The organism is Planktosalinus lacus, assembly GCF_014640155.1.
In the GTDB taxonomy this organism is placed as follows: Bacteria; Bacteroidota; Bacteroidia; order Flavobacteriales; family Flavobacteriaceae; genus Planktosalinus; species Planktosalinus lacus.
This window is the reverse complement of record NZ_BMGK01000002.1, coordinates 76558-96945: the sequence shown is the minus strand read 5'-3', so window position 1 is coordinate 96945 and position 20388 is coordinate 76558. Positions and strand designations below refer to the sequence as shown.

Genomic DNA, 20388 nt, shown 5'->3' with positions numbered 1-20388 from the left:
TTATGTCTGATGTAGCAGCAGTAGAACAACTTGTAAAAAAACATAAAGATTTAAAGAACGAGATTTCTAAAATAATCATTGGGCAAGATGAGGTGGTAAAACAAGTATTGTTATCAATTTTTTCTGGGGGTCATGCACTTTTGATTGGTGTACCCGGATTAGCAAAAACACTATTGGTCAATACATTAGCCCAGGCTTTGGGATTAGATTTTAAGAGAATTCAATTCACGCCCGATTTAATGCCAAGTGATATTTTAGGTTCTGAAATTCTAAACGAAAACAGGCAATTTAAATTTATAAAAGGCCCCATTTTCGCTAACATAATCCTTGCAGATGAAATAAACAGAACCCCTCCTAAAACTCAGGCAGCTTTATTGGAGGCTATGCAAGAGCGTGCTGTAACCATCGCTGGGCAGCATTACAAAATGAGTTTACCCTATTTTGTTTTGGCTACACAAAACCCAATTGAACAGGAAGGAACCTATCCATTACCGGAAGCCCAACTTGACCGCTTTATGTTTGCAATCAACCTCGACTATCCTTCATTTACTGAAGAGGTAGATATCGTGAAGGCAACCACATCAGATGAAGTTCATACTGTAAATCCCCTTTTTATTGCTCAGGAAATCATAGATTTTCAGCATTTGATAAGAAGAATTCCTGTGGCAGACAATGTAATAGAATATGCAGTTCAACTGGTTGGAAAAACACGACCAGCTTCGGAGCAGGCACCTGATATTGTTAAAAATTATATCGATTGGGGTGCAGGACCAAGAGCTTCTCAAAATTTAATACTTGCAGCAAAAGCGAATGCCGCTCTTAACGGGAAGTACTCACCAGATAGTTCAGATGTTCAGGAAGTTGCTACAGGCATTTTGCGACACCGAATGATTAAAAACTACAAAGCTGAAGCTGAAGGGTTAAGTATAGAGGATATTATTCAAAATTTACTTTAATATTTTTCCCATTTCAAATAAAATAGTTCTTTAAACTTTTTGGCTATATTCGCTTTTAAGCAAAAGCTGAGTTAGTGAATATAGAATATCAACAACGCATTTTTGGTCTTGACGTGATGCGGGCGGCAGCAATTTTGTTTGTCGTTTTTTCACATGCCCTTTGGATTTTTCCGGAAGCAAAAGGGAGTTTTGTTGACCTTTTAAGGTTGATGGGTGTGATGGGTGTTGAAATCTTTTTTGTTTTAAGTGGCTTTTTGATTGGAAGAATTCTGTTTAGGATTTTTACTAAAGACGAATTTGTTACCAAAGACCTCAATTATTTTCTCATTCGTCGCTGGTTTCGCACATTACCTAATTATTATCTGGTATTACTCATCAATATTGCCATTGCTGCATATTTTGGAAGAGAATACCCTGAAACATTATGGAAGTATTTTTTCTTTCTTCAAAATGCGGTGGAAGGAATGGACCTCTTTTTTACAGAATCCTGGAGTTTACCGATAGAAGAGTTTGCTTACATTATTTGTCCTTTCTTGTTCTATTTGGCAATGATATTTAAATGGAAAGTGTCTAAAGAAAAAGTGTTTCTGATTATTACATTCCTTATAATTGGCTTTTTTACAGGAACAAAACTTGTTTACAATCAGTTGACACCTTTAAGCGATATGACTTATTGGAATATCAATCTTAAAGCTGTCGTATTGTTTCGCATTGATGCTATTTATTATGGAGTGCTTGCAGCCTATATTTCTTTGATGAAACCAAAAACATGGAAATCTAATAAAGGATTGTTGTTGCTCATCGGGTTTTTTGCTTTTATACTTTTTCATTATATCATTGGTTATAAAAACTTGATTATTCAAGATTATCCCTTTTTGTGGAATGTAGTTTATTTACCGTTTTGCTCATTATGTATTGCTTGTTCACTGCCTTTTTTATCTCAATGGAAATCGGCACCAAAGCTCTTTTTAAAACCGATTACTGTTATAAGCCTGATATCTTATAGTATGTATCTGTTACATTATTCTATCATACTTCAACTTATGAGGTATTTCAGACCCATTGAAAGTCTTAATACTGATGATAAACTGGTTTTTGTACTAGTTTATTTGCTGTTGACAATTTTTTTATCACTAATTCTTTATCGGATTTATGAAAAACCAATGATGGATTTACGTGATAGACCCATCTTTAAGAAGCGACTCCCTAAGGTATAGATTAATAACTTGGTAAAATAATCTACCAAAACTTAATTTATTTGCAATTATATTTATGTAAAATTAAGTTATATTAAAAATAATTCATTAAATCATCATTTTCTTTAATGATTTTTAAAAGTGATTGCTTTTTTGTAAATTTGCAAGCATTGTTTTGAAAACCAAATTTCATAAGCACTCAAAATTTATTTTTAACAATTAACAATACGACTATGGCCTTTGATATCGACATGATTAAAAAAGTGTATGCTACTATGGATAAGCGTGTAAATAAAGCACGTGAAATTGTAGGAAAACCGCTTACACTTACTGAAAAAATATTGTATTCTCACCTCTGGGATGGTACGCCTACAAAAGCGTTTACCCGTGGAAAAGATTACGTTGACTTTGCCCCAGACAGAATTGCTTGTCAGGATGCAACTGCACAAATGGCCTTACTACAGTTTATGCAAGCCGGAAGAGACAACGTTGCTGTGCCCACCACGGTGCATTGCGACCACCTTATCCAGGCAAAATCGGGCGCTACAGAAGATTTAAAACGTGCCAATGATACCAGTAAGGAAGTTTTTGACTTTCTGGAATCGGTTTCAAATAAATATGGAATTGGGTTTTGGAAGCCCGGTGCAGGAATTATTCACCAGGTTGTGCTGGAAAATTATGCATTTCCGGGTGGAATGATGATTGGAACAGATTCGCACACAGTAAATGCAGGAGGCTTGGGAATGGTTGCTGTGGGCGTTGGAGGAGCCGATGCTGTAGATGTTATGGCCGGAATGCCATGGGAGTTGAAGTTTCCAAAACTTATTGGAGTGAAGCTCACCGGCGAACTCAATGGATGGACAGCTTCTAAAGATGTTATACTTAAGGTGGCGGGAATCCTCACTGTTAAAGGAGGTACAGGTGCTATTCTTGAATATTTTGGAGAAGGGGCTAAGAATCTTTCCTGTACCGGTAAAGGAACCATTTGTAATATGGGTGCAGAAATTGGAGCCACCACTTCAACTTTTGGTTATGACGATTCGATGGAGCGCTTCCTGAGAGCAACAGACCGAAATGATATTGCAGATGAAGCCAATAAAGTTAAAAGTCATTTAACCGGTGACCCTGAAGTCTATGCAAAACCGGAGCAATATTTTGACCAGGTGATTGAAATCAACCTTTCAGAATTAAGACCACATCTCAATGGTCCTTTTACACCCGATTTGGCAACACCTGTTGGTCAATTGGGTCAAAAAGCCAAAGAAAACGGCTGGCCTATAAAAGTTGATTGGGGCTTGATTGGATCATGTACAAATAGTTCCTACGAAGATTTAACCCGTGCCTCTTCAATTGCAAAACAGGCAGTAGATAAAAAATTAAAACCCAAGTCAGACTTTGGTATCAATCCGGGTTCTGAACAAATCAGATACACCGCAGAGCGCGATGGTATTTTAAAGATTTTTGAGGACCTTGACGCTACAATTTTCACCAATGCCTGTGGACCTTGTATTGGTCAATGGGATAGGAGTGATGTGAAAGGTGACGAGAAAAACACTATTGTACATTCCTTTAACCGAAACTTTTCAAAACGTGCAGATGGAAATCCAAACACTCATGCTTTTGTAGGTTCGCCAGAAATGGTGGCAGCAATTGCTATTTCAGGTAGACTGGATTTTGACCCTATGAATGATACTCTAATTAATGAAGATGGAGAAGAAGTGAAATTGGAAATACCTAAAGGATTGGAATTGCCACCTCTTGGTTTTGAAGTTAAAGAAAGTGGTTATCTCGCTCCAACCGAAAACGGAAGAAGCGTCGAAGTAAAAGTAAGCCCAACTTCAGAGCGCTTGCAATTGTTAGACCCTTTTGAACCTTGGGATGGAGGCAACCTTACAAATGCCAAGCTTTTAATTAAAGCATTTGGCAAATGTACCACAGACCACATTTCTATGGCAGGTCCTTGGTTGCGTTACAGAGGTCACCTTGACAATATTGCTAACAATACTTTGATTGGCGCGGTGAATGCTTTCAACAAAAAAACAAATTTTGTAAAAAGCCAGTTAAGTGGAGAATATGGTGGAGTGCCCGATGTCCAACGAGAATATAAAAAAGCCGGTATTCCAACTGTCGTAGTGGGTGACCATAACTACGGAGAGGGTTCATCAAGAGAACATGCAGCTATGCAGCCTCGTCACCTGGGAGTCAAAGTGGTTTTGGTAAAGTCGTTTGCACGAATCCATGAAACCAACTTGAAGAAACAAGGAATGCTGGGATTAACTTTTGCTAATGAAGCTGATTATGATTTGATTCAGGAAGATGATACGTTCAACTTTGTGGACTTAAAAGATTTTGCTCCTGAAAAACAATTAACCATTGAATTGGTTCACAAGGATGGAAGTACTGACACGATCAAAGCAAACCATACTTATAACAATGCTCAAATAGAGTGGTATAAGGAAGGTTCTGCACTTAATTTGATTAAAAAAGAAAATGCAAAGTAGATAGATCGTTTTATATACATCAAAATAAAAATACATCCCATTAGGAATCAATCTTAATGGGATGTTTTGTTTATGGACGAATTTGTTTTAGACTAAAAACAGAAAACCATATTCCTCAAAACCTTGATTTCTGATTTTTTATACACAAAAGTTGTGAATGAGTATAAGGAAAGTTGTTATTTAATTAAGCTTACTATATTTTAGTGCCGTTTTCAAAAAATAGATACCTTTAAACAGTTTTTTAACTTTAATTCAATCTTATGACCTTAGTCGTTATTTCACTTGTCATCCTTGTTATTGTTTATTGTGTATATATTTATAACAGCCTCATCAGGTTGCGCACTATGGTTAATGAAGCCTGGAGCGGAATAGATGTACAACTGCAAAAACGCCATGATTTAATTCCCAATATTGTAAAAGTGGTACAAGGCTATGCTGCCCATGAGAAAAATCTATTTGAAAGCATTACACAATTGCGCACCAGAGGTATGGAAGCCACAGAGGTAAAAGAGCAAGAAGCAGCAGAGGTAGGGCTTTCAAAAGCTTTGGGAAAACTTTTTGTGGTAGTGGAAAACTATCCCGAACTGAAAGCCAATCAGAACTTTTTAGAGCTGCAGAAAGAACTTGCAGTGGTTGAAAATGATTTACAGCGCGCACGTCGTTATTACAATGGAAGTGTGAGAAATTACAATATTATGATTGAACAATTCCCGTCTATGTTTATTGCCAAAGCAGCAAATCATTCACAAAGGGAATTTTTTGATATTAAAAATGAAACTGAAAAAGCAGTTCCAAACCTTAACTTTTAAATCCTTCAAATGAGAATCTTACTCACTTTTTGTCTGTTTCTGTTTACGGTGAATTCTTATTCACAAGAACGCATACTTTCTTACACCACTCAAATAAAGGTGGAAGAATCAGGTGATTTATTGGTTCGGGAAGACATTACTGTAAATACTGAAGGAAAGGATATTAAACGAGGAATATTTCGAACGTTTCCAACAAAATATAAAGACAAGCTGGGCACTAATTTCAATGTTGATTTTCAAGTAAAAGAGGTACTTAAAGATGGTCAGCCGGAAGGGTTTTTTACTGAAAACAAAAACAATGGAGTGATTGTTTATATAGGGGATAAGAATACTTTTCTAAAGCCCGGGCAATATACCTATACACTAATTTATGAAACTACCAGACAAATTGGTTATTTTGAAGAATTTGATGAACTTTATTTTAACGCCATTGGTGGTGATTGGGCATTCTCAATTGAAAAAGCAACAGTTTTAGTAGAACTGCCCGAAGGTGCTGAAATTCTTCAGGTTGATGCTTTTTCCGGCACTGGGGGAGCTACTGATTGTGATTGCGAAATTATTTCAGGAGAGAACCGGTTAAAAATAGAAACAAATAGGGAGTTACAACCCCGAGAACAACTAACCTTTGCCGTGGCCTGGCCTAAGGGATTGGTCTATGAACCCACAGCAATGGAGAAGTTACTGTTTTTTATAAAAAGCAATCTCTATGTGTTGGTGGCCTTTTTAGGTTTGCTTGCAGTTTTTTTTGTGTATTACAGGTCGTGGCGTAAAGTGGGTGTCGACCCACCAAAAGGCACAATTTTTCCTCAGTTTGATCCCCCTAAAGGTTTTAGTCCGGCACAGATTGCCATCTTGCAATCGTTGCGAATGACCCAACGGGCAGTTACAGCAGCTATCGTCAATATGGCTGTAAAAGGACATTTGAAAATTGTTTATTCCAAGAAAAAATACACCTTAAAAAGACAGGCTGAAGACTATTCAATACTGACTGATGAAGAAGCAGCCCTTTCAAAAGCATTATTTGCAAACCATAAAATTATCGACCTGGATAACAAATATCATAAAGAGTTTTCAAAGGCAAGAAAAAGCTTGTTTGACACAATTAAAAAGCAGTTAAAACCCACTTATTTTAGTTTTAACTACAATCATTTAGGGAAAGGAATTCTGGCCTCTGTGATTTTGGTCGTGCTTACATTTGTTTTGGCTCCATCGCCGGTGATTCCGTTTATTTTATTATTCCTTTTGGTGGCGATGGTGATTTTATTTACTTATTTGATAAAAGCACCCACCAAAAAAGGCAGGGTTGTGATGGATGACATTGAAGGATTTAAAATGTATGTGGACGTTGCAGAAAAAAAACAATTGGATTTAAATCACGAACCTGAAATGACTCCTCAACGTTTTGAAGCGTTATTACCATTTGCAATTGCCCTGGGAGTTGAAAACAAATGGGGTGAAAAATTTGAAAATGCACTTAAAGACTCCTTGCAGGAAGCCTCTTCATACAATCCCTCCTGGTATAGTGGAGCAGCCATGGGAGCCATGGCATTTTCACCTGCCAAGTTCAGTAGTGATATGGGGCGAAGTTTTAATTCTGCTATTTCTTCTGCATCCACCCCTCCGGGAAGTTCGTCAGGAAGTGGGGGTGGCGGGTTTTCCGGCGGTGGCGGCGGTGGCGGTGGCGGCGGTGGCTGGTAATCTGTTTTGAAGTCGCAATTTCATTTTCGTTTTAAATTTCTTATAACTAAAAAGCTTGTGAATTTCTGTTTTAAATCCCTATTTTTGCCCAAAATTTAAAAAAAGAACAATGGCAACAAATAGAACATTTACTATGCTTAAGCCTGATAGTGTTGAAAAAGGACACATTGGTGCGATATTACAAATGATTAACAAGGCAGGTTTTAGAATTGTGTCGATAAAAATGACTCAAATGACCACTGCAGATGCTGAGGCGTTTTATGCAGTTCACAAAGAACGTCCGTTTTTTGGTGAATTGGTTGAATATATGACACGGGGTCCTATTGTAGCTGCAATTCTTGAAAAGGAAAATGCTGTTGAAGATTTCAGGACATTGATTGGTGCTACCAACCCGGCAGATGCTGCTGAAGGAACCATCAGAAAACTATATGCTGCTTCCATTGGGGAAAATGCTGTTCACGGAAGTGACAGTGATGAAAACGCCGCAATTGAAGGTGCTTTCCATTTTTCAGGAAGAGAGATGTTTTAAACCTAAGAGAAGATACTTTATAAAAAAAGCTGCAAAATCATTGCAGCTTTTTTATTGTAAAATTATTTCTTTAATCAATTCATCACCTAACTCTTCATTCATCAATTTGATGATTTTTTGTTTTCCATAACTCAATTCTTCCCGTAAAACACTGGAATTGAGTTGAACAAATAGTTTTCCTCGATTGAGTTTGACGGCGGTGGTATATTTTTTAATAGCTGGGCCCATCAGTTTATTCCAGGCCTCAGCTACCTGCACTTGTTCCAAACCTTTATCCAGTTTGTTATTGCTTACAAACTCCTTGAGGACTTCACTTATTGAGACTTCTTGTCCGTGTCTTTTTTTCATTGGGGAAGGTTTATGGGTTCATATTGTTTGTAAGTGTAGACTACTTCATTTTCGTTTTTCAATACCAATTGGTTTTCGTCTGCTTTTAATATTGTTTCTTTCCACTTGTGAAAAGGGGTTGAATACAGAAGTATTGCTTCAGAGCCTTCAAAGAGCACTTCAATAGCTTCTTCATCTTCGGTTGTTTTAAAAGTTCCATCGAGTTGTGGAGCTACTTTTTTTCGAAATCCTTTGGTGCCTTCAAGTTCGAAATAATCGATGAGGGTATTTACAGTGTATGATTTTTTTTCGCCGGAAGGCAAGGTTACTTCTTCTATTTCCCAGTATCCATTGATGTTTTTCAAGTCGTTTTTATCAACTCCTTGAGCGCAGGAGGTAAGTATCAGCAGCAGGAGAAAGGAAATGCTTGGTCTCATACACTATTAATTTAAAATACATTTATTCAAAGATACATAATGAAACCCGGAAAGCCTTTTACAACCGGAACATTTTATAGGTTTGATGCACTTTTTTTACGATATTTTCTGTGCGTTCAGGGTGGGTATCACTGATGAACAATTGACCGAAGTTTTCGCGTTCCACCAGTGTGATAATTTGTTCTACACGGCTTTCATCGAGTTTATCAAAAATGTCATCGAGCAATAAAATAGGGTTGATGTTGCTCAGTTTTTTCAGGAAATCAAACTGTGCTAACTTCAAAGCGATCAAGTAGGTTTTTTGCTGACCCTGAGAGCCAAATTTTTTGATGGGATGCCCGTCAATTTCAAATTGCAAATCATCTTTATGCACCCCCACAGAGGTGTATTGTAACGCTTTATCTTTTGCGTAATTGTCTTGAAGTAGCTTGAGTAAGGGCTCATCTTCAAGTTGGCTTTTATAAATCAGGTTTACCGTTTCATTGCCTTTAGAAATTGATTGATGTCTTTTGTTAAAAATGGGAATAAACTGGTTGATAAACTCGGTTCTTTTTTTAAAGATAACCGAGCCTAGTTCCACCATTTGTTGGTTGTAAATTTCTAAGGTATCTGGGTTAGTAGTATTGTTTGCTACAAAAAATTTTAACAAAGCATTGCGTTGCGCTACTACTTTGTTGTATGTCATTAATGTATTTAGATACTGCTGATCTCCTTGTGAAATCACACCGTCCATAAATTTTCTTCTGGTATCGCTGCCTTCTGTTATCAAATCCCTATCAGCCGGAGAAATAATCACCAAAGGTATAAAACCTACATGGTCGGCCAGTTTGTTGTATTCTTTACCGTTGCGTTTAATAACTTTTTTTTGTCCGCGTTTGGCACTTACGATGATTCGTTCGGTTTTTTCTGCCTTAAGGTAGGTGCCATCAATTACGAAAAAATCGGAGGCGTGATTAATATTTTGGGTAGTTATGGGATTGAAATAGCTTTTTCCAAAGGATAAGTGGTAGATTGCATCCAGCACATTTGTTTTTCCTACCCCATTGTTGCCTACAAAACAGTTTATTTTGTGGTCAAGGTCAAAATTTATTGCTTCAAAATTTTTATAATTTAGTAATGAAAGGGTTGTTAAATGCATAAGTATTTAAAAACGTGTATTTTATAAATTGCAGAAAGAAACTTTTAGGCTTAAACTAGAATCTGCAAATTATTGAAAAATAACAAATAATTTCCCTTTTAAATTATAATAAAAATTTTATTTTTGCCCTTCACTAAAGAACTATTATGGCTACATATAAAAAGAGAGGGCATAAGCCTCAGAGCAAGGAAGAAAGACAAGCGGCTATTGAAGAACAAAGCACAACTGCTGAGGTGTTTAACACCCTTGATGAAAAAGCTTCAAAAACTGAGCAGTGGGTTGCTAAAAATCAAAAATACATTTATATCATTATTGCCGTCGTGGCAGTTGGTGTTTTAGGCTATTTGGCTTATACCCAGTATGTCTTAAAACCAAAAGAGTTGGAAGCTTCAAACGAAATGTATCAAGCTCAGGTTTATTTTGAACAAGCTTTAGAAGGTCAACAACAAGATTCTTTGTTTAATCTTTCCTTAAACGGAGGTCAGGGTAAATATGGATTTTTAGATATCATTGACAATTACAGTGGTACTGATGCAGCCAATATTTCCAGATATTATGCCGGAATTGCTTATTTGCAAACCAAAAACTATAAAGAAGCCATCGTTCACCTTGATAAATTCAAAGGGAAGGATGAAATGCTGGGACCCATTGCCAAAGGAAATATTGGTGATGCTTTTGCAGAATTAGGCCAAAAAGAAGATGCTTTGAAGTATTATAATGAAGCTGCATCAATGAATGAAAATGAGTTCACTTCACCAAAATACTTATTAAAAGCTGCTGTTTTGGCTTTGGAATTAAACAATGCTTCTGAAGCATTGAAACATTTAAACAAAATCAAATCAGATTTCCCGGAATCTGCTGAAGCCAACCAGGTGGATGTTTACCTTGGTCAGGCTGAAGCCATGGACTAAATATTGTTCAGGCTTGATTTTGTCATTTAATATTTAATTTAATGGCAACTGTAAATAAAAATTTATCGACTTACGATAAGAAATCAATCCCAAATGCGAAAAACTTTCGATTTGGGATTGTTGTTTCAGAATGGAATGAAAGCATTACTGAGAATCTTTTTCAGGGTGCATTCGACACCTTAAAAGAACACGGGGCAATCAACGACAATATTGTTCGCTGGAATGTGCCAGGAAGTTTTGAGCTTATTTATGGGAGCAAACGTATGGGTAAGTGTTATGATATGCTGGATGCCATCATTGCGATTGGAGTAGTTATTCAAGGAGAAACAAAGCATTTTGATTTTGTTTGTGAAGGAGTCGCACAAGGAATTAAAGACTTGAACTTGCTGGGAGAAATTCCTGTTATTTTTTGTGTGCTAACCGATAATACCTTGCAACAATCAATTGACAGAAGTGGTGGCAAACACGGCAATAAAGGAGTTGAAGCAGCTATTGCCGCAATCAAAATGGCTCAACTAAAGAAAGAATCGGCTCTTTAAAATGGCTGTGAATTGTTGATTAGTTGTGATTAACTTTTTGAGCAAAAGCAATTCATTTGCTTGTAAAAATTAAAATTTTACTTGTATCTTTGTAAACAGTTATAAATTACACCTGAAATTATGTTTGAATTTGATCAATACCTCGGATTTTTAGCTTTTATGACCATCGTTACCATTGGATTTTGGTTGATGATTTTTTTAATGCTTTTTGTGCCTTACTGGTTGGGTGGTGCTGTTATGGAAATGCTAAAGGAAAAACGCGCAGCTAAAAATAAAGAGGAATAATACTAAGAAATACTTATTATCATAAAATAAAAAAGGGAGCTCTAAGAGCCCCCTTTTTTTATTGGTTGTAATTAAAAATAACATTAAAATTCACCACCTTCAAAGTCATCATCTCCGTTGCCGTTTCGCTCTCTGCGGTCTCTCTGATTTTTTTGCTGATTAAATCGGTAAGTGAATGAAGCTGTGATTTGTCTTTCTCTCCATTGAAACTCACTGTCAGATGTAAATCCAACTCCTTGTGTAAATGAATTTCTTTTTCTTGTATTGAGTAGATCACTTACGTTTAATGAAATGGTCGCATTGTCGTTAAAAAGTTCTTTGCTAAAGGCCAGGTTTAAAGAAAAAATACCATCTGTTTTAGTTTGTGAATTTTCAGAAGGTCCTCTGTAAAACATATTTGTTTGCCAGTCAATTTTTGCCGGTAAGCTAACCTTAGAACTAAATCTGGCAAACCAGCTTGTATTTGTTGCACTGTAGTCAATGCCTTCAAATTCACCATCAGTTTCAAATTGAAAGAAATTAAAACTTCCGTTCATTCTCAACCATTTAAGTGGGTTGTATAGGAAACCGGCTTCTGCACCAATACGTTGATTTGTTGAAAGGTTAATAGGAATGGTTCTCACCACTTCAATGCCGTTGACTGTTTCTCCTGTTCTGAGCTGAACTCTTTCAAAAGCATCCGTTTCGTGCTGATAATAAACAGAACTTGTTAAGGTGAATTTATCGAAGCGTTTCAGGTACCCTAAATCAAAAGCACTGGCATAGGCAGGGTCCAGATCAGGATTTCCTTGAAATACATTTGTCACACTTGAACGTGAGGGGAACGGATTAATGTACCAACCTCTAGGGCGGTTAATTCTGCGGTTATAGCCTAATGTGATGTTTTCATTTTCAGCAAGCTCATATATTAGATTCACTGTTGGGAAGAGCCCTAAATAATTTTTATCAAAATCAGTATCAATGTTAACACCAAATACCTGTGATAATTCTTCTTCAGAAAGCTCAGAAGAAAGCTTTCCTTTCAGTTGTGTGTTTTCAAGACGAAGCCCTAATAGAAAAGAAAACTGTCCAAATTTATTTCCATATTGAGTATAGAGCGCATTTACATTTTCAGAATAATCAAAAATATTGGTCAATAGTTCATTTAATTCAAAGTTACCGGTATCGAGGTCTTCTTCAAAAAGCGAATAGTCTGTAACTTCATTTTCAAAATCACCTCGATAACCTGCTTCAAACTGTGCATTTTCGCCTATAGGCAACACATAATCAACTTGAGCAAGGTATTCATTTTGATCTTCTTTTGTGATGATATCTTCAGATGGAAATGCTACATTATCTGGAAAAATATTTTGTTCTGTAATAAAAGAATTTTCAGTTTCTGAGCTGTTTTCATACTGAAGGTCTGCGGTTAATTGATGACCTTCATCGTTAAACTTATTGATGTAGTTTAATGAAAATTGATAGCGGGTATCTTCTTCGGTTTCGCGTTCTTTTCTTAACGATTGTTCAGCAAGGTCACTTCCAATGAATTTTCTTGTATCTGTGCGGGTTTCATCATCGCCATCACTTATTCTTAAAAACCCTGTTGCTGTAATGGAAGAGCTTTCTGTTAAGAAATATTCTATACCCAGATTGGTGTTAAACCCGGTTCGCTTTCGGTCGAATTCCCTGTCTTCCAATGTTCTGGTAAAGTCACCATTTTCAAAGGTATTTTCAAAGTTGGCATTTCCGGGAAATTTGCGATAGCTGTAACCTGAAGTGTTGAATATATTGAACTTGTCAGTTCTTAAATTAATATTTGTGTTGATTCCATTGTTTGACGGAATACCTCCGTTAAGCGTTACTGAACCATTAAAACCCAAAGTTTTTTCTTTTCTGAGAATGATATTCAGAATACCGGCCGTTCCTTCAGCGTCATATCTTGCAGAAGGACTTGTGATTACTTCAACGCGTTCTATGGCGTCTGCAGGTAATTGTGTCAATGCATCAGTATCTCCAAAACCAGCTATTGCCGATGGTTTACCGTTGATTAAAATCCTAACGTTTTCATTTCCCCTTAGGCTGATGGCGCCTTCAACATCAACAGCCACTGATGGTACATTACTTAAAGCGTCTCCAACAGTAGCACCACGCGTGGTTAAATCTTTACCGATATTGTATATTTTTTTGTCCAGTCTTACCTGCACTTCAGTTGTTTCAGCTCTTACGACTACTTCATCCAAGCTTTCTGAATCCAGATCTAAACTCACTGAATTTAATTCTGTATCACCGGTTATATTTCTATCTCGAAGGGTAATGGTTTCATAAGAAATAAACTCAAACTTTATATCATATGTTCCTCTTGGAACATCCAGACTGAAATTACCATCGAGATCTGTAATTCCTCCATTAACAAGTTTTTCTGTATCTGATTCAACCAAGGACACTGTAGCAAACTCAAGGGGTTGTCCTGAGGTTTTGTCGATTACTTTGCCTGATACAATATAATTTCCGGATTGTGAATAAATAAATGAAGTTGATAATAGAATAGTTATTAGAAGTAATATCTTTTTCATAGAGTTGATTTGATAAAATAAAGGTGGTTTTCAAATAGCAATTACTATTGAGACTGCGAAAATACACCTTGGTTTAAGGCGTTTTGCTTAAATTCATGTTAAAAATTATATAATGAAATGGTAATAAGAAGATGCTGAAAACGGCTTTATTTATTGAATAATTCCAAAATGATAAAGTAGTAATGAAAGGATTCCAAAAAGCATTACTAATTTAGGAATGGAAGCTAATTTAGCATAGCCGGTTTTTGTGTTGGTAGAGAGAATTTTTATGCAAAAGTAGAGAAGTGGACCAATGATTAAAAAAAGAAAATAAAGCATTGCATATGGAAATCTATAGAGTTCCTGGTACATATAAAAAAGCACACTAAAAACGATAATTACACACATAAAAAACAATAGGATACCGGTGCGTTTTCTGCCTAAAACTATCGGGATTGTTTTACGTTCACCATTTTTATCACCATTGATATCTTCCAAATCTTTAACGATTTCCCTTAATAAGGTAAGTAAAAAAGCAAAAAGAGCATACGCTAATATTAGTGTGAAAGCGTTTGTGAAAACCTCACGATTTTCTGTATTAATAACAGGAAATAAATCAAACAAGCCTAGGATAATAATGCTCATAGCTACAAGGAGCGCAACCAACAGATTTCCCGCTAAAAGAATTTTTTTTATAAAAGAAGCGTATAAATACAGCAAAGCTGCAAGTATGATGAACAATCCGGCTAGAAATTGTCTTTCAATCAGGTTGGACAAATAAAACCCCGCCAATACACCCACAGAAGTAACTACAAGATAGATATAATGTGCAGTGTTTTGTGAAATCTTATTTCCAACAATCACTTTTAGGGGTTTATTGACGCAGTCAATAGCAACGTCATAAATATCATTGATAATATAACCTCCTGCTGCAATACACACCGTAGCAAATGTTAGAATTGCAAAATCAAAATAAGAAAGCGCTGTGCTGTATTCAAGTTGATCAAAAAGAGTGATTTTTATCAAAACCTGAACCAGGACAATGAACAATAGATTTTTAACACGGATGAGATTCAAAAAAGCTATCATAAGCAAAAATTGAAAGGAATATAGTGTTGTATTAATCAGTTTTTGCGTTTTGATTGAGAAGCCATTTGCCTTGCACTTTGAGTACTTGTTCGATCACATCTCGCACACAACCTTTACCGCCTTTTCGGTGAGAGATGTATTTTGAAATTGCTTTTATTTCGGTAGCAGCATCTTGTGGACAGGTGGGAAGTCCAACTAATTTCATCGCGTATAAATCAGGAATATCATCGCCCATATAAAGGGTGTTTTCGGGTTTGATGTTGTAAATGTCAAAATATTCATCAAGGACTTCTGTTTTGTGTTGCACTCCCAGGTGAATGTTTGTAACACCAAGTGCTCTCAAACGCTTTTTAACCCCCTCATTGCTTCCGCCTGATATGATGCAAACGTGATACCCTTGTTCAATAGCAGTTTTTATGGCATAGCCGTCTTTAATACTCATATTGCGAAGCAAGTCACCTTCGGTGGTGATTGTTATGGTTCCGTCTGTTAAAACACCGTCAACATCAAATACAAAACTGTTGATGTGTTGTAAATATTCTTTATAACTCTTTTCTTCCATAAGTTTGTTGAATTGCTTCTGAAATTAATTTGTAAAGTTGTTTTTGTAAAGGTTCTTCATTCAGTAAAAGTAAGTGCTTTTCCATCGTTTTTTGGTCATTTCTTTTTGCCGGCCCTGTTTGCATTTCTGCTGGAGAAGCTTCTTTAATTTTTTGAGCTGTTTCTTGAATTAACGGGATTAATATTGAAAAAGGAAGCTCATTTTTAGATGTGATTTCAAAGCCTACCTGATAAAGGTGATTCACAAAATTACAAACAAAAACGGCAGCCAAGTGTAATTGTTTTCTTTTATCTGAATTGATTTCAAACTGTTGATTTGAAATAGCATTACCTAATTTTTTAACTAATGTTAGATCCTGTGCGTTTTCAGTTTCAACACAAATAGGAATCTCACTAAAATCAAGATTTCTGTTTTTAGAAAACGTTTGCAGGGGGTAAAAAACACCTCTTCGATTTTTACTATCCATATCAGTAATAGCAACACTTCCTGAAGTGTGAAGCACCAATCGGTTTTTAAATGGCAGTAAACTTGACAATTCAGCTATTGCATCATCAGGAATGGCAATTAAATAACAATCGGCTTCTAATAACTCCTCCGTAGCGGTAGTTTTATGACCCTTAAAATCAGTTTCATCAAGCCCTTTTTGATTTCGATTATACAGTTGAATCACTTCAGTTTTTGGTGATGCAACAAAGGCTTTAAGCAGGTGAGTGGCTACATTTCCGGTTCCTAAAATAACAATGCGAATCATAAAGCTAAAATAAGGAAGAATTATGATTTCTTAATGTAATTTCATATTATAATACTACTTGTTACAGAATTTAATAAATAGTTTGATTTTAGAAACTTTACTGTTTTTAATATAAATGAATTATTCTATTAATTTTAACTTTTTAGAAGTAGTATAATTCCTTTAAAGTGTTCAAAATTCAGTAAATTTGCGCCAATTTATTTCACTTCAAATTGTTGATATGCAAAAAAAGATTGCTTCCATTTTATTTTCAACCAGACTTACCGGAATTTTATTTATAGTTTTTGCAATTGCTATGGGAGTGGGGACATTTTTAGATGCCCAGCAAACCACATCTCCCACGCCTTATTCCAGAGTGATGGTTTACAACGCATGGTGGTTTGAGGCAATCATGGTTCTTTTTGCCATCAATTTTGTTGGAAATATATTCAGGTACCGCTTATTGCGAAAAGAAAAATGGGCAACACTGCTAATTCACTTATCGTTTATTTTAATTCTTTTTGGTGCATTTATAACCCGTTACATTGGTTTTGAGGGCGTGATGCCCATCAGGGAAGGAGCCACAGAAAATGTGATGCTTTCTGAAAAAGTTTACTTAACCACCCTTATTGATGGTGATTATGAAGTGGATGGAGTGCCACAAAGAAGGAATCATCAAAAGGCCCTTTTGCTGTCTGAACGCTTAAATAACGATTTTACAATTCATACCGATTATAAAGGACAGCCGGTTACCATCGAATATGTTGATTTTATAAGTGGAGCGATTGAATCCCTTGTAGAAGATGAAGATGGAGAAGAGTATTTAGAACTTGTTGAAGCCGAAGGAGGTGAGAGACATTCACACTGGTTAAAAAACGGTCAGGTTTCAAGTATACACGGGGTGCTTTTCGCGCTAAATAAGTTTACTGAAGGAGCGATAAATATTACACTTGATGAAGAGGATGGCTATCAGATTTACACTCCTTTTTCAGGTGATTACATGCGAATGGCGGACCAACTTCAGGGTGATGTTGTTAGCGATAGTTTACAGCCCCTTCAATTGAGATCCCTCTATCAAATGGCCGGAATGTCTTTTGTAATTCCACAAGGAATTAACAGAGGTACATTTGATCTTATTAAAGCACCTGAAGACCAACCTTCAAATATGGATGCATTGGTCATAAAAGCAACTTCCAATAATGAAGCAAAAATTGTCAGACTGTTGGGTGGACAGGGCTTTGCACCTAAACCAACTAGCGTTGAATTAGGCGGTTTAGAGTTTCACTTCAGTTATGGTTCTAAGGAAATAGAATTGCCTTTTAGTATCACATTAAACGATTTTATAGCTGAAAAATATCCGGGAACAGAAAGTGCTTATTCTTCTTTTATGAGTAAAGTGACTGTCAATAATCCTGACGATACTTCTTTTGATTATGATATTTATATGAACCATGTCCTGGACCATGAAGGTTATCGTTTTTTTCAGGCGAGTTTTGATCCTGATGAACAAGGGACAGTTTTATCTGTAAATCATGATTTTTGGGGAACCTGGGTAACCTATATCGGCTACGTATTGCTTTATATTGGTTTGATGGCAATATGGTTTGACCCTAATTCACGATTTACAGCTTTGAAACGGATGTTAGATAAAATTAAAACTAAAAAAGCAAAGCTGGCTACCTTGGTGCTTTTTGTTTTGGGAAGTTCTGTTTATGCTCAGGAATCACATCAGCACAGAGAAGTAGATGTCGATCAACTGGATTCTATCATTTTTGCCAATGAAGTTGATAAAGAGCATGCTGCTAAATTTGGTCAGCTTATCATTCAGGATGAGGGTGGACGTATGAAACCGGTAAATACTTTTGCTTCAGAACTTCTTAGAAAAGTAAGCAAAAGTGACCATTACAAAGGATTGGATGCCAATCAGGCGCTATTATCAATGAGTGAATTTCCACGACTTTGGGTAGAAATTCCAATGATTAATCTAAAAAGGGGCAATGATAGCATCAGGAAGCTTATTGAAGTTCCGGTAGAAACTGAAAAAGTTTCGCTCATTGAAATGTTTGATCAACAAGGCAACAGTAAAATTGGTCCTTATCTTGAAGAAGCTTCAAAAAAAGCAACTCCCAATCAGTATGAAAAAGATCTGTTAAAAACTTATGAGAGCCTTTATTTACTCAATCAAGGCTTAAGTGGAACCGTTTTAAGAATATTCCCGGTGCCCCATGATGACAACAATACCTGGGTTTCATTTCCGGAACTCAGTGCTGCAGGTATTTCCGGTGAAGATTCTCTTTATACCAGGAATATTTTGCCGATGTATTTTTCAGAATTAAAAGAGGCAAGGAAAACCGGTGATTATACTAAGGCAAATGGATATATAGAAAGTATCACCAACTATCAAAAAAAGTATGGAAGCAACATTATGCCCAGTGAAAACAGGGTGAAAGCAGAGATATTCTACAACAAGGTAGATATATTCAACAGGTTGTATAAATATTTTTTATTGATAGGGGTTTTGATGTTTACCTTTTTGATTATTCAAATTTTTAAAGAGAAAAACAGAACGCTTTCTTTATTAGTAAACGTCAGTAAATATATCATATGGTTGTTTTTTATTTTAATGACGCTCGGGTTAATCCTCAGGTGGTATATTAGTGGTCATGCTCCCTGGAGTGATGCCTATGAGTCTGTTATTTATGTTGCCTGGGCCACGGTGTTTTTTGGTTTGGCTTTTGGCCGAAAATCAAATTTAACGGTTGCTTCTACTGCATTTGTAGCATCTATAGTATTGTGGGTTGCCCATCAAAACTGGATGGATCCTGCAATTGCAAATTTAGTTCCGGTTTTAGATTCTTATTGGTTGATGATTCACGTTTCTGTAATTGTGGGAAGTTATGGACCGTTCACGCTGGCTATGATTTTAGGTCTTGTAGCATTACTGTTAATGATACTAACCAATCAAAAGAACAAACACAAAATGGACCTTAATATCAAGGAGCTTACAATTATTAATGAACTTGCTTTAATACTTGGAATTGGTTTGTTGACTATTGGTAATTTCTTAGGTGGTATGTGGGCTAATGAAAGCTGGGGACGATATTGGGGTTGGGATCCTAAGGAAACCTGGGCATTGATTAGTATTATGATTTATGCTTTTGTAATTCATCTACGTTTGATACCGGGAATGAGAAGCCGGTGGTTGTACAATGTAATGTCAGTACTAGCATTTGCATCAATTATGATGACCTATTTTGGCGTGAATTTCTATTTGGTTGGCTTGCATTCATATGCTAGTGGTGATAAACCAATTACTCCTGGATTTGTTTATTATTCTCTGGCGTTTGTGTTTATCCTTTCGGCATTGGCCTATTTTAAGTATAAAAAATACTATAGTAAAAAATAGTTAACGATTGCCAATACCCCGAGTGACTCTTACTAGAAGAACTTCAACTTTTGGGTCTTTCAGTACTTTTCTATTCAGGAAGAAATTTTTGAATATTCGAGTGTTATAAAGACCATCAATGTTCCAAAGGTATTTTTTCTCATTAGGAAAATGTTTGGCTATAATAGAATAATCTACACTATTAGTTGAAATGGCATTCGTAGGATAGTTCTTAATTTTAGTTTTAATTTCCAATACTTTAGCTATAAGTTCTTCATTTGAAAGGCGATTTAAAGAGGAGGGAAGATAAAAACTCGTTTTAAAACCTTCTTGTTTAAAGCCAAAAAGATACTCAGGTGATTGTGATTCAACAATCATGTATTGAGGAATGAGCTCGTGTTTTTTAATTAGTTCTTTTAGTTTAATTAAAGACTCCTGCTCATTTTCTTCATTTAAATTTTTAAAATCCAACCAAATCCCGATGTTGTTTTTCTCATTCAAACTTGAAAAATAGGTATCAAGTGTAAGCCCTATAGACTTTGCAGGTGGGTGGTTTACATCAAATGTGTTGGTTTTTAAATCGTATACAACATCCAATTCAATACCTGCATAGTGTTTTTGGGTGTAGTTCAATTTTTCTAAACTGTTTACTCTGTGGGCCCATATTTTTTCTGTATAACCCATATAGTCAAATTTAAAAGGTATGCGGTGATAGACATACAGTGTTGCTATTATAATTACTAGAATGGCCATTATTTTTGT

The 20388-nt window shown here is 36.0% G+C and carries 18 protein-coding genes; 10 read left to right on the top strand and 8 right to left on the bottom strand.

The window, feature by feature from the left end; all coding sequences use genetic code 11:
- Nucleotides 1-2: 2 nt before the first annotated feature.
- From IEV69_RS02595 to IEV69_RS02570, 6 genes are all read left to right on the top strand, one after another.
- Complete coding sequence (locus IEV69_RS02595; protein ID WP_188439196.1) at nucleotides 3-956, top strand: AAA family ATPase; 954 nt, start codon at nucleotides 3-5, stop codon at nucleotides 954-956.
- A gap of 74 nt (nucleotides 957-1030) precedes the next feature.
- Nucleotides 1031-2173 (top strand): acyltransferase family protein, encoded by a 1143-nt coding sequence (locus IEV69_RS02590; RefSeq protein ID WP_188439194.1) that lies wholly within the window; start codon nucleotides 1031-1033, stop codon nucleotides 2171-2173.
- Nucleotides 2174-2385: 212 nt separating this feature from the next.
- A complete protein-coding gene (locus tag IEV69_RS02585; protein ID WP_188439192.1) occupies nucleotides 2386-4653 on the top strand; it encodes an aconitate hydratase in 2268 nt (755 codons plus the stop codon).
- A gap of 260 nt (nucleotides 4654-4913) precedes the next feature.
- Nucleotides 4914-5462, top strand: a complete 549-nt coding sequence (locus IEV69_RS02580; RefSeq protein WP_188439190.1) for a LemA family protein — start codon at nucleotides 4914-4916, stop codon at nucleotides 5460-5462.
- Between the two features lie 9 nt (nucleotides 5463-5471).
- Nucleotides 5472-7160: a DUF2207 domain-containing protein gene (locus tag IEV69_RS02575; protein WP_188439189.1), complete on the top strand. Its 1689-nt coding sequence runs from the start codon at nucleotides 5472-5474 to the stop codon at nucleotides 7158-7160.
- A 109-nt stretch (nucleotides 7161-7269) separates the two neighbouring features.
- On the top strand, nucleotides 7270-7689 hold the full coding sequence (locus IEV69_RS02570; RefSeq protein ID WP_188439187.1) for a nucleoside-diphosphate kinase: 420 nt from the start codon (nucleotides 7270-7272) through the stop codon (nucleotides 7687-7689).
- A 51-nt stretch (nucleotides 7690-7740) separates the two neighbouring features.
- On the opposite strand, the gene IEV69_RS02565 is transcribed toward IEV69_RS02570, so the two are convergent.
- Genes IEV69_RS02565 through recF form a run of 3 tightly spaced genes read right to left on the bottom strand, consistent with a single transcriptional unit; the run spans nucleotide 7741 to nucleotide 9591 of the window.
- A complete protein-coding gene (locus IEV69_RS02565) occupies nucleotides 7741-8037 on the bottom strand; it encodes a DciA family protein (protein ID WP_188439185.1) in 297 nt (98 codons plus the stop codon).
- Nucleotides 8034-8453, bottom strand: a complete 420-nt coding sequence (locus IEV69_RS02560; protein WP_188439184.1) for a hypothetical protein — start codon at nucleotides 8451-8453, stop codon at nucleotides 8034-8036. The genes IEV69_RS02565 and IEV69_RS02560 overlap by 4 nt, the downstream gene beginning before the upstream one ends.
- 58 nt (nucleotides 8454-8511) lie before the next feature.
- Nucleotides 8512-9591, bottom strand: coding sequence for a DNA replication/repair protein RecF (gene recF, locus IEV69_RS02555; protein ID WP_188439182.1), 1080 nt, complete (start codon nucleotides 9589-9591; stop codon nucleotides 8512-8514).
- 146 nt (nucleotides 9592-9737) lie between these two features.
- On the opposite strand from recF, the gene IEV69_RS02550 reads away from it, so the two are divergent.
- The 3 genes from IEV69_RS02550 (at nucleotide 9738) to IEV69_RS02540 (ending at nucleotide 11326) form a co-directional block, all read left to right on the top strand.
- Nucleotides 9738-10502 carry a tetratricopeptide repeat protein gene (locus IEV69_RS02550; RefSeq protein WP_188439180.1) on the top strand — a complete coding sequence of 255 codons (765 nt, stop codon included), beginning with the start codon at nucleotides 9738-9740 and terminating at the stop codon, nucleotides 10500-10502.
- 41 nt (nucleotides 10503-10543) lie between these two features.
- Nucleotides 10544-11041: a 6,7-dimethyl-8-ribityllumazine synthase gene (ribH, locus tag IEV69_RS02545; protein ID WP_188439178.1), complete on the top strand. Its 498-nt coding sequence runs from the start codon at nucleotides 10544-10546 to the stop codon at nucleotides 11039-11041.
- 120 nt (nucleotides 11042-11161) lie between these two features.
- Entirely contained in the window at nucleotides 11162-11326 is a 165-nt protein-coding gene (locus IEV69_RS02540; RefSeq protein WP_188439176.1) for a hypothetical protein, read from the top strand.
- An 83-nt stretch (nucleotides 11327-11409) separates the two neighbouring features.
- Here IEV69_RS02540 and IEV69_RS02535 read toward each other — a convergent pair whose 3' ends face one another.
- The 4 genes from IEV69_RS02535 to IEV69_RS02520 form a co-directional block, all read right to left on the bottom strand.
- Nucleotides 11410-13881: a TonB-dependent receptor gene (locus IEV69_RS02535; RefSeq protein WP_188439174.1), complete on the bottom strand. Its 2472-nt coding sequence runs from the start codon at nucleotides 13879-13881 to the stop codon at nucleotides 11410-11412.
- Nucleotides 13882-14031: 150 nt separating this feature from the next.
- Nucleotides 14032-14949: a geranylgeranylglycerol-phosphate geranylgeranyltransferase gene (locus IEV69_RS02530; protein WP_229741280.1), complete on the bottom strand. Its 918-nt coding sequence runs from the start codon at nucleotides 14947-14949 to the stop codon at nucleotides 14032-14034.
- A gap of 31 nt (nucleotides 14950-14980) precedes the next feature.
- The gene (locus IEV69_RS02525) at nucleotides 14981-15511 is read right to left on the bottom strand and encodes a KdsC family phosphatase (protein WP_188439172.1); all 531 of its coding nucleotides are present in this window, start codon (nucleotides 15509-15511) and stop codon (nucleotides 14981-14983) included.
- Nucleotides 15492-16262, bottom strand: a complete 771-nt coding sequence (locus tag IEV69_RS02520) for a Rossmann-like and DUF2520 domain-containing protein (RefSeq protein WP_188439171.1) — start codon at nucleotides 16260-16262, stop codon at nucleotides 15492-15494. The genes IEV69_RS02525 and IEV69_RS02520 overlap by 20 nt, the downstream gene beginning before the upstream one ends.
- Nucleotides 16263-16482: 220 nt before the next feature.
- Between IEV69_RS02520 and IEV69_RS02515 the strand changes: the two genes are divergently transcribed.
- Nucleotides 16483-19647 carry a cytochrome c biogenesis protein CcsA gene (locus IEV69_RS02515; protein WP_188439169.1) on the top strand — a complete coding sequence of 1055 codons (3165 nt, stop codon included), beginning with the start codon at nucleotides 16483-16485 and terminating at the stop codon, nucleotides 19645-19647.
- Here IEV69_RS02515 and IEV69_RS02510 read toward each other — a convergent pair whose 3' ends face one another.
- On the bottom strand, nucleotides 19648-20379 hold the full coding sequence (locus IEV69_RS02510) for an FAM151A/B family protein (RefSeq protein WP_188439162.1): 732 nt from the start codon (nucleotides 20377-20379) through the stop codon (nucleotides 19648-19650).
- Nucleotides 20380-20388: the final 9 nt, after the last annotated feature.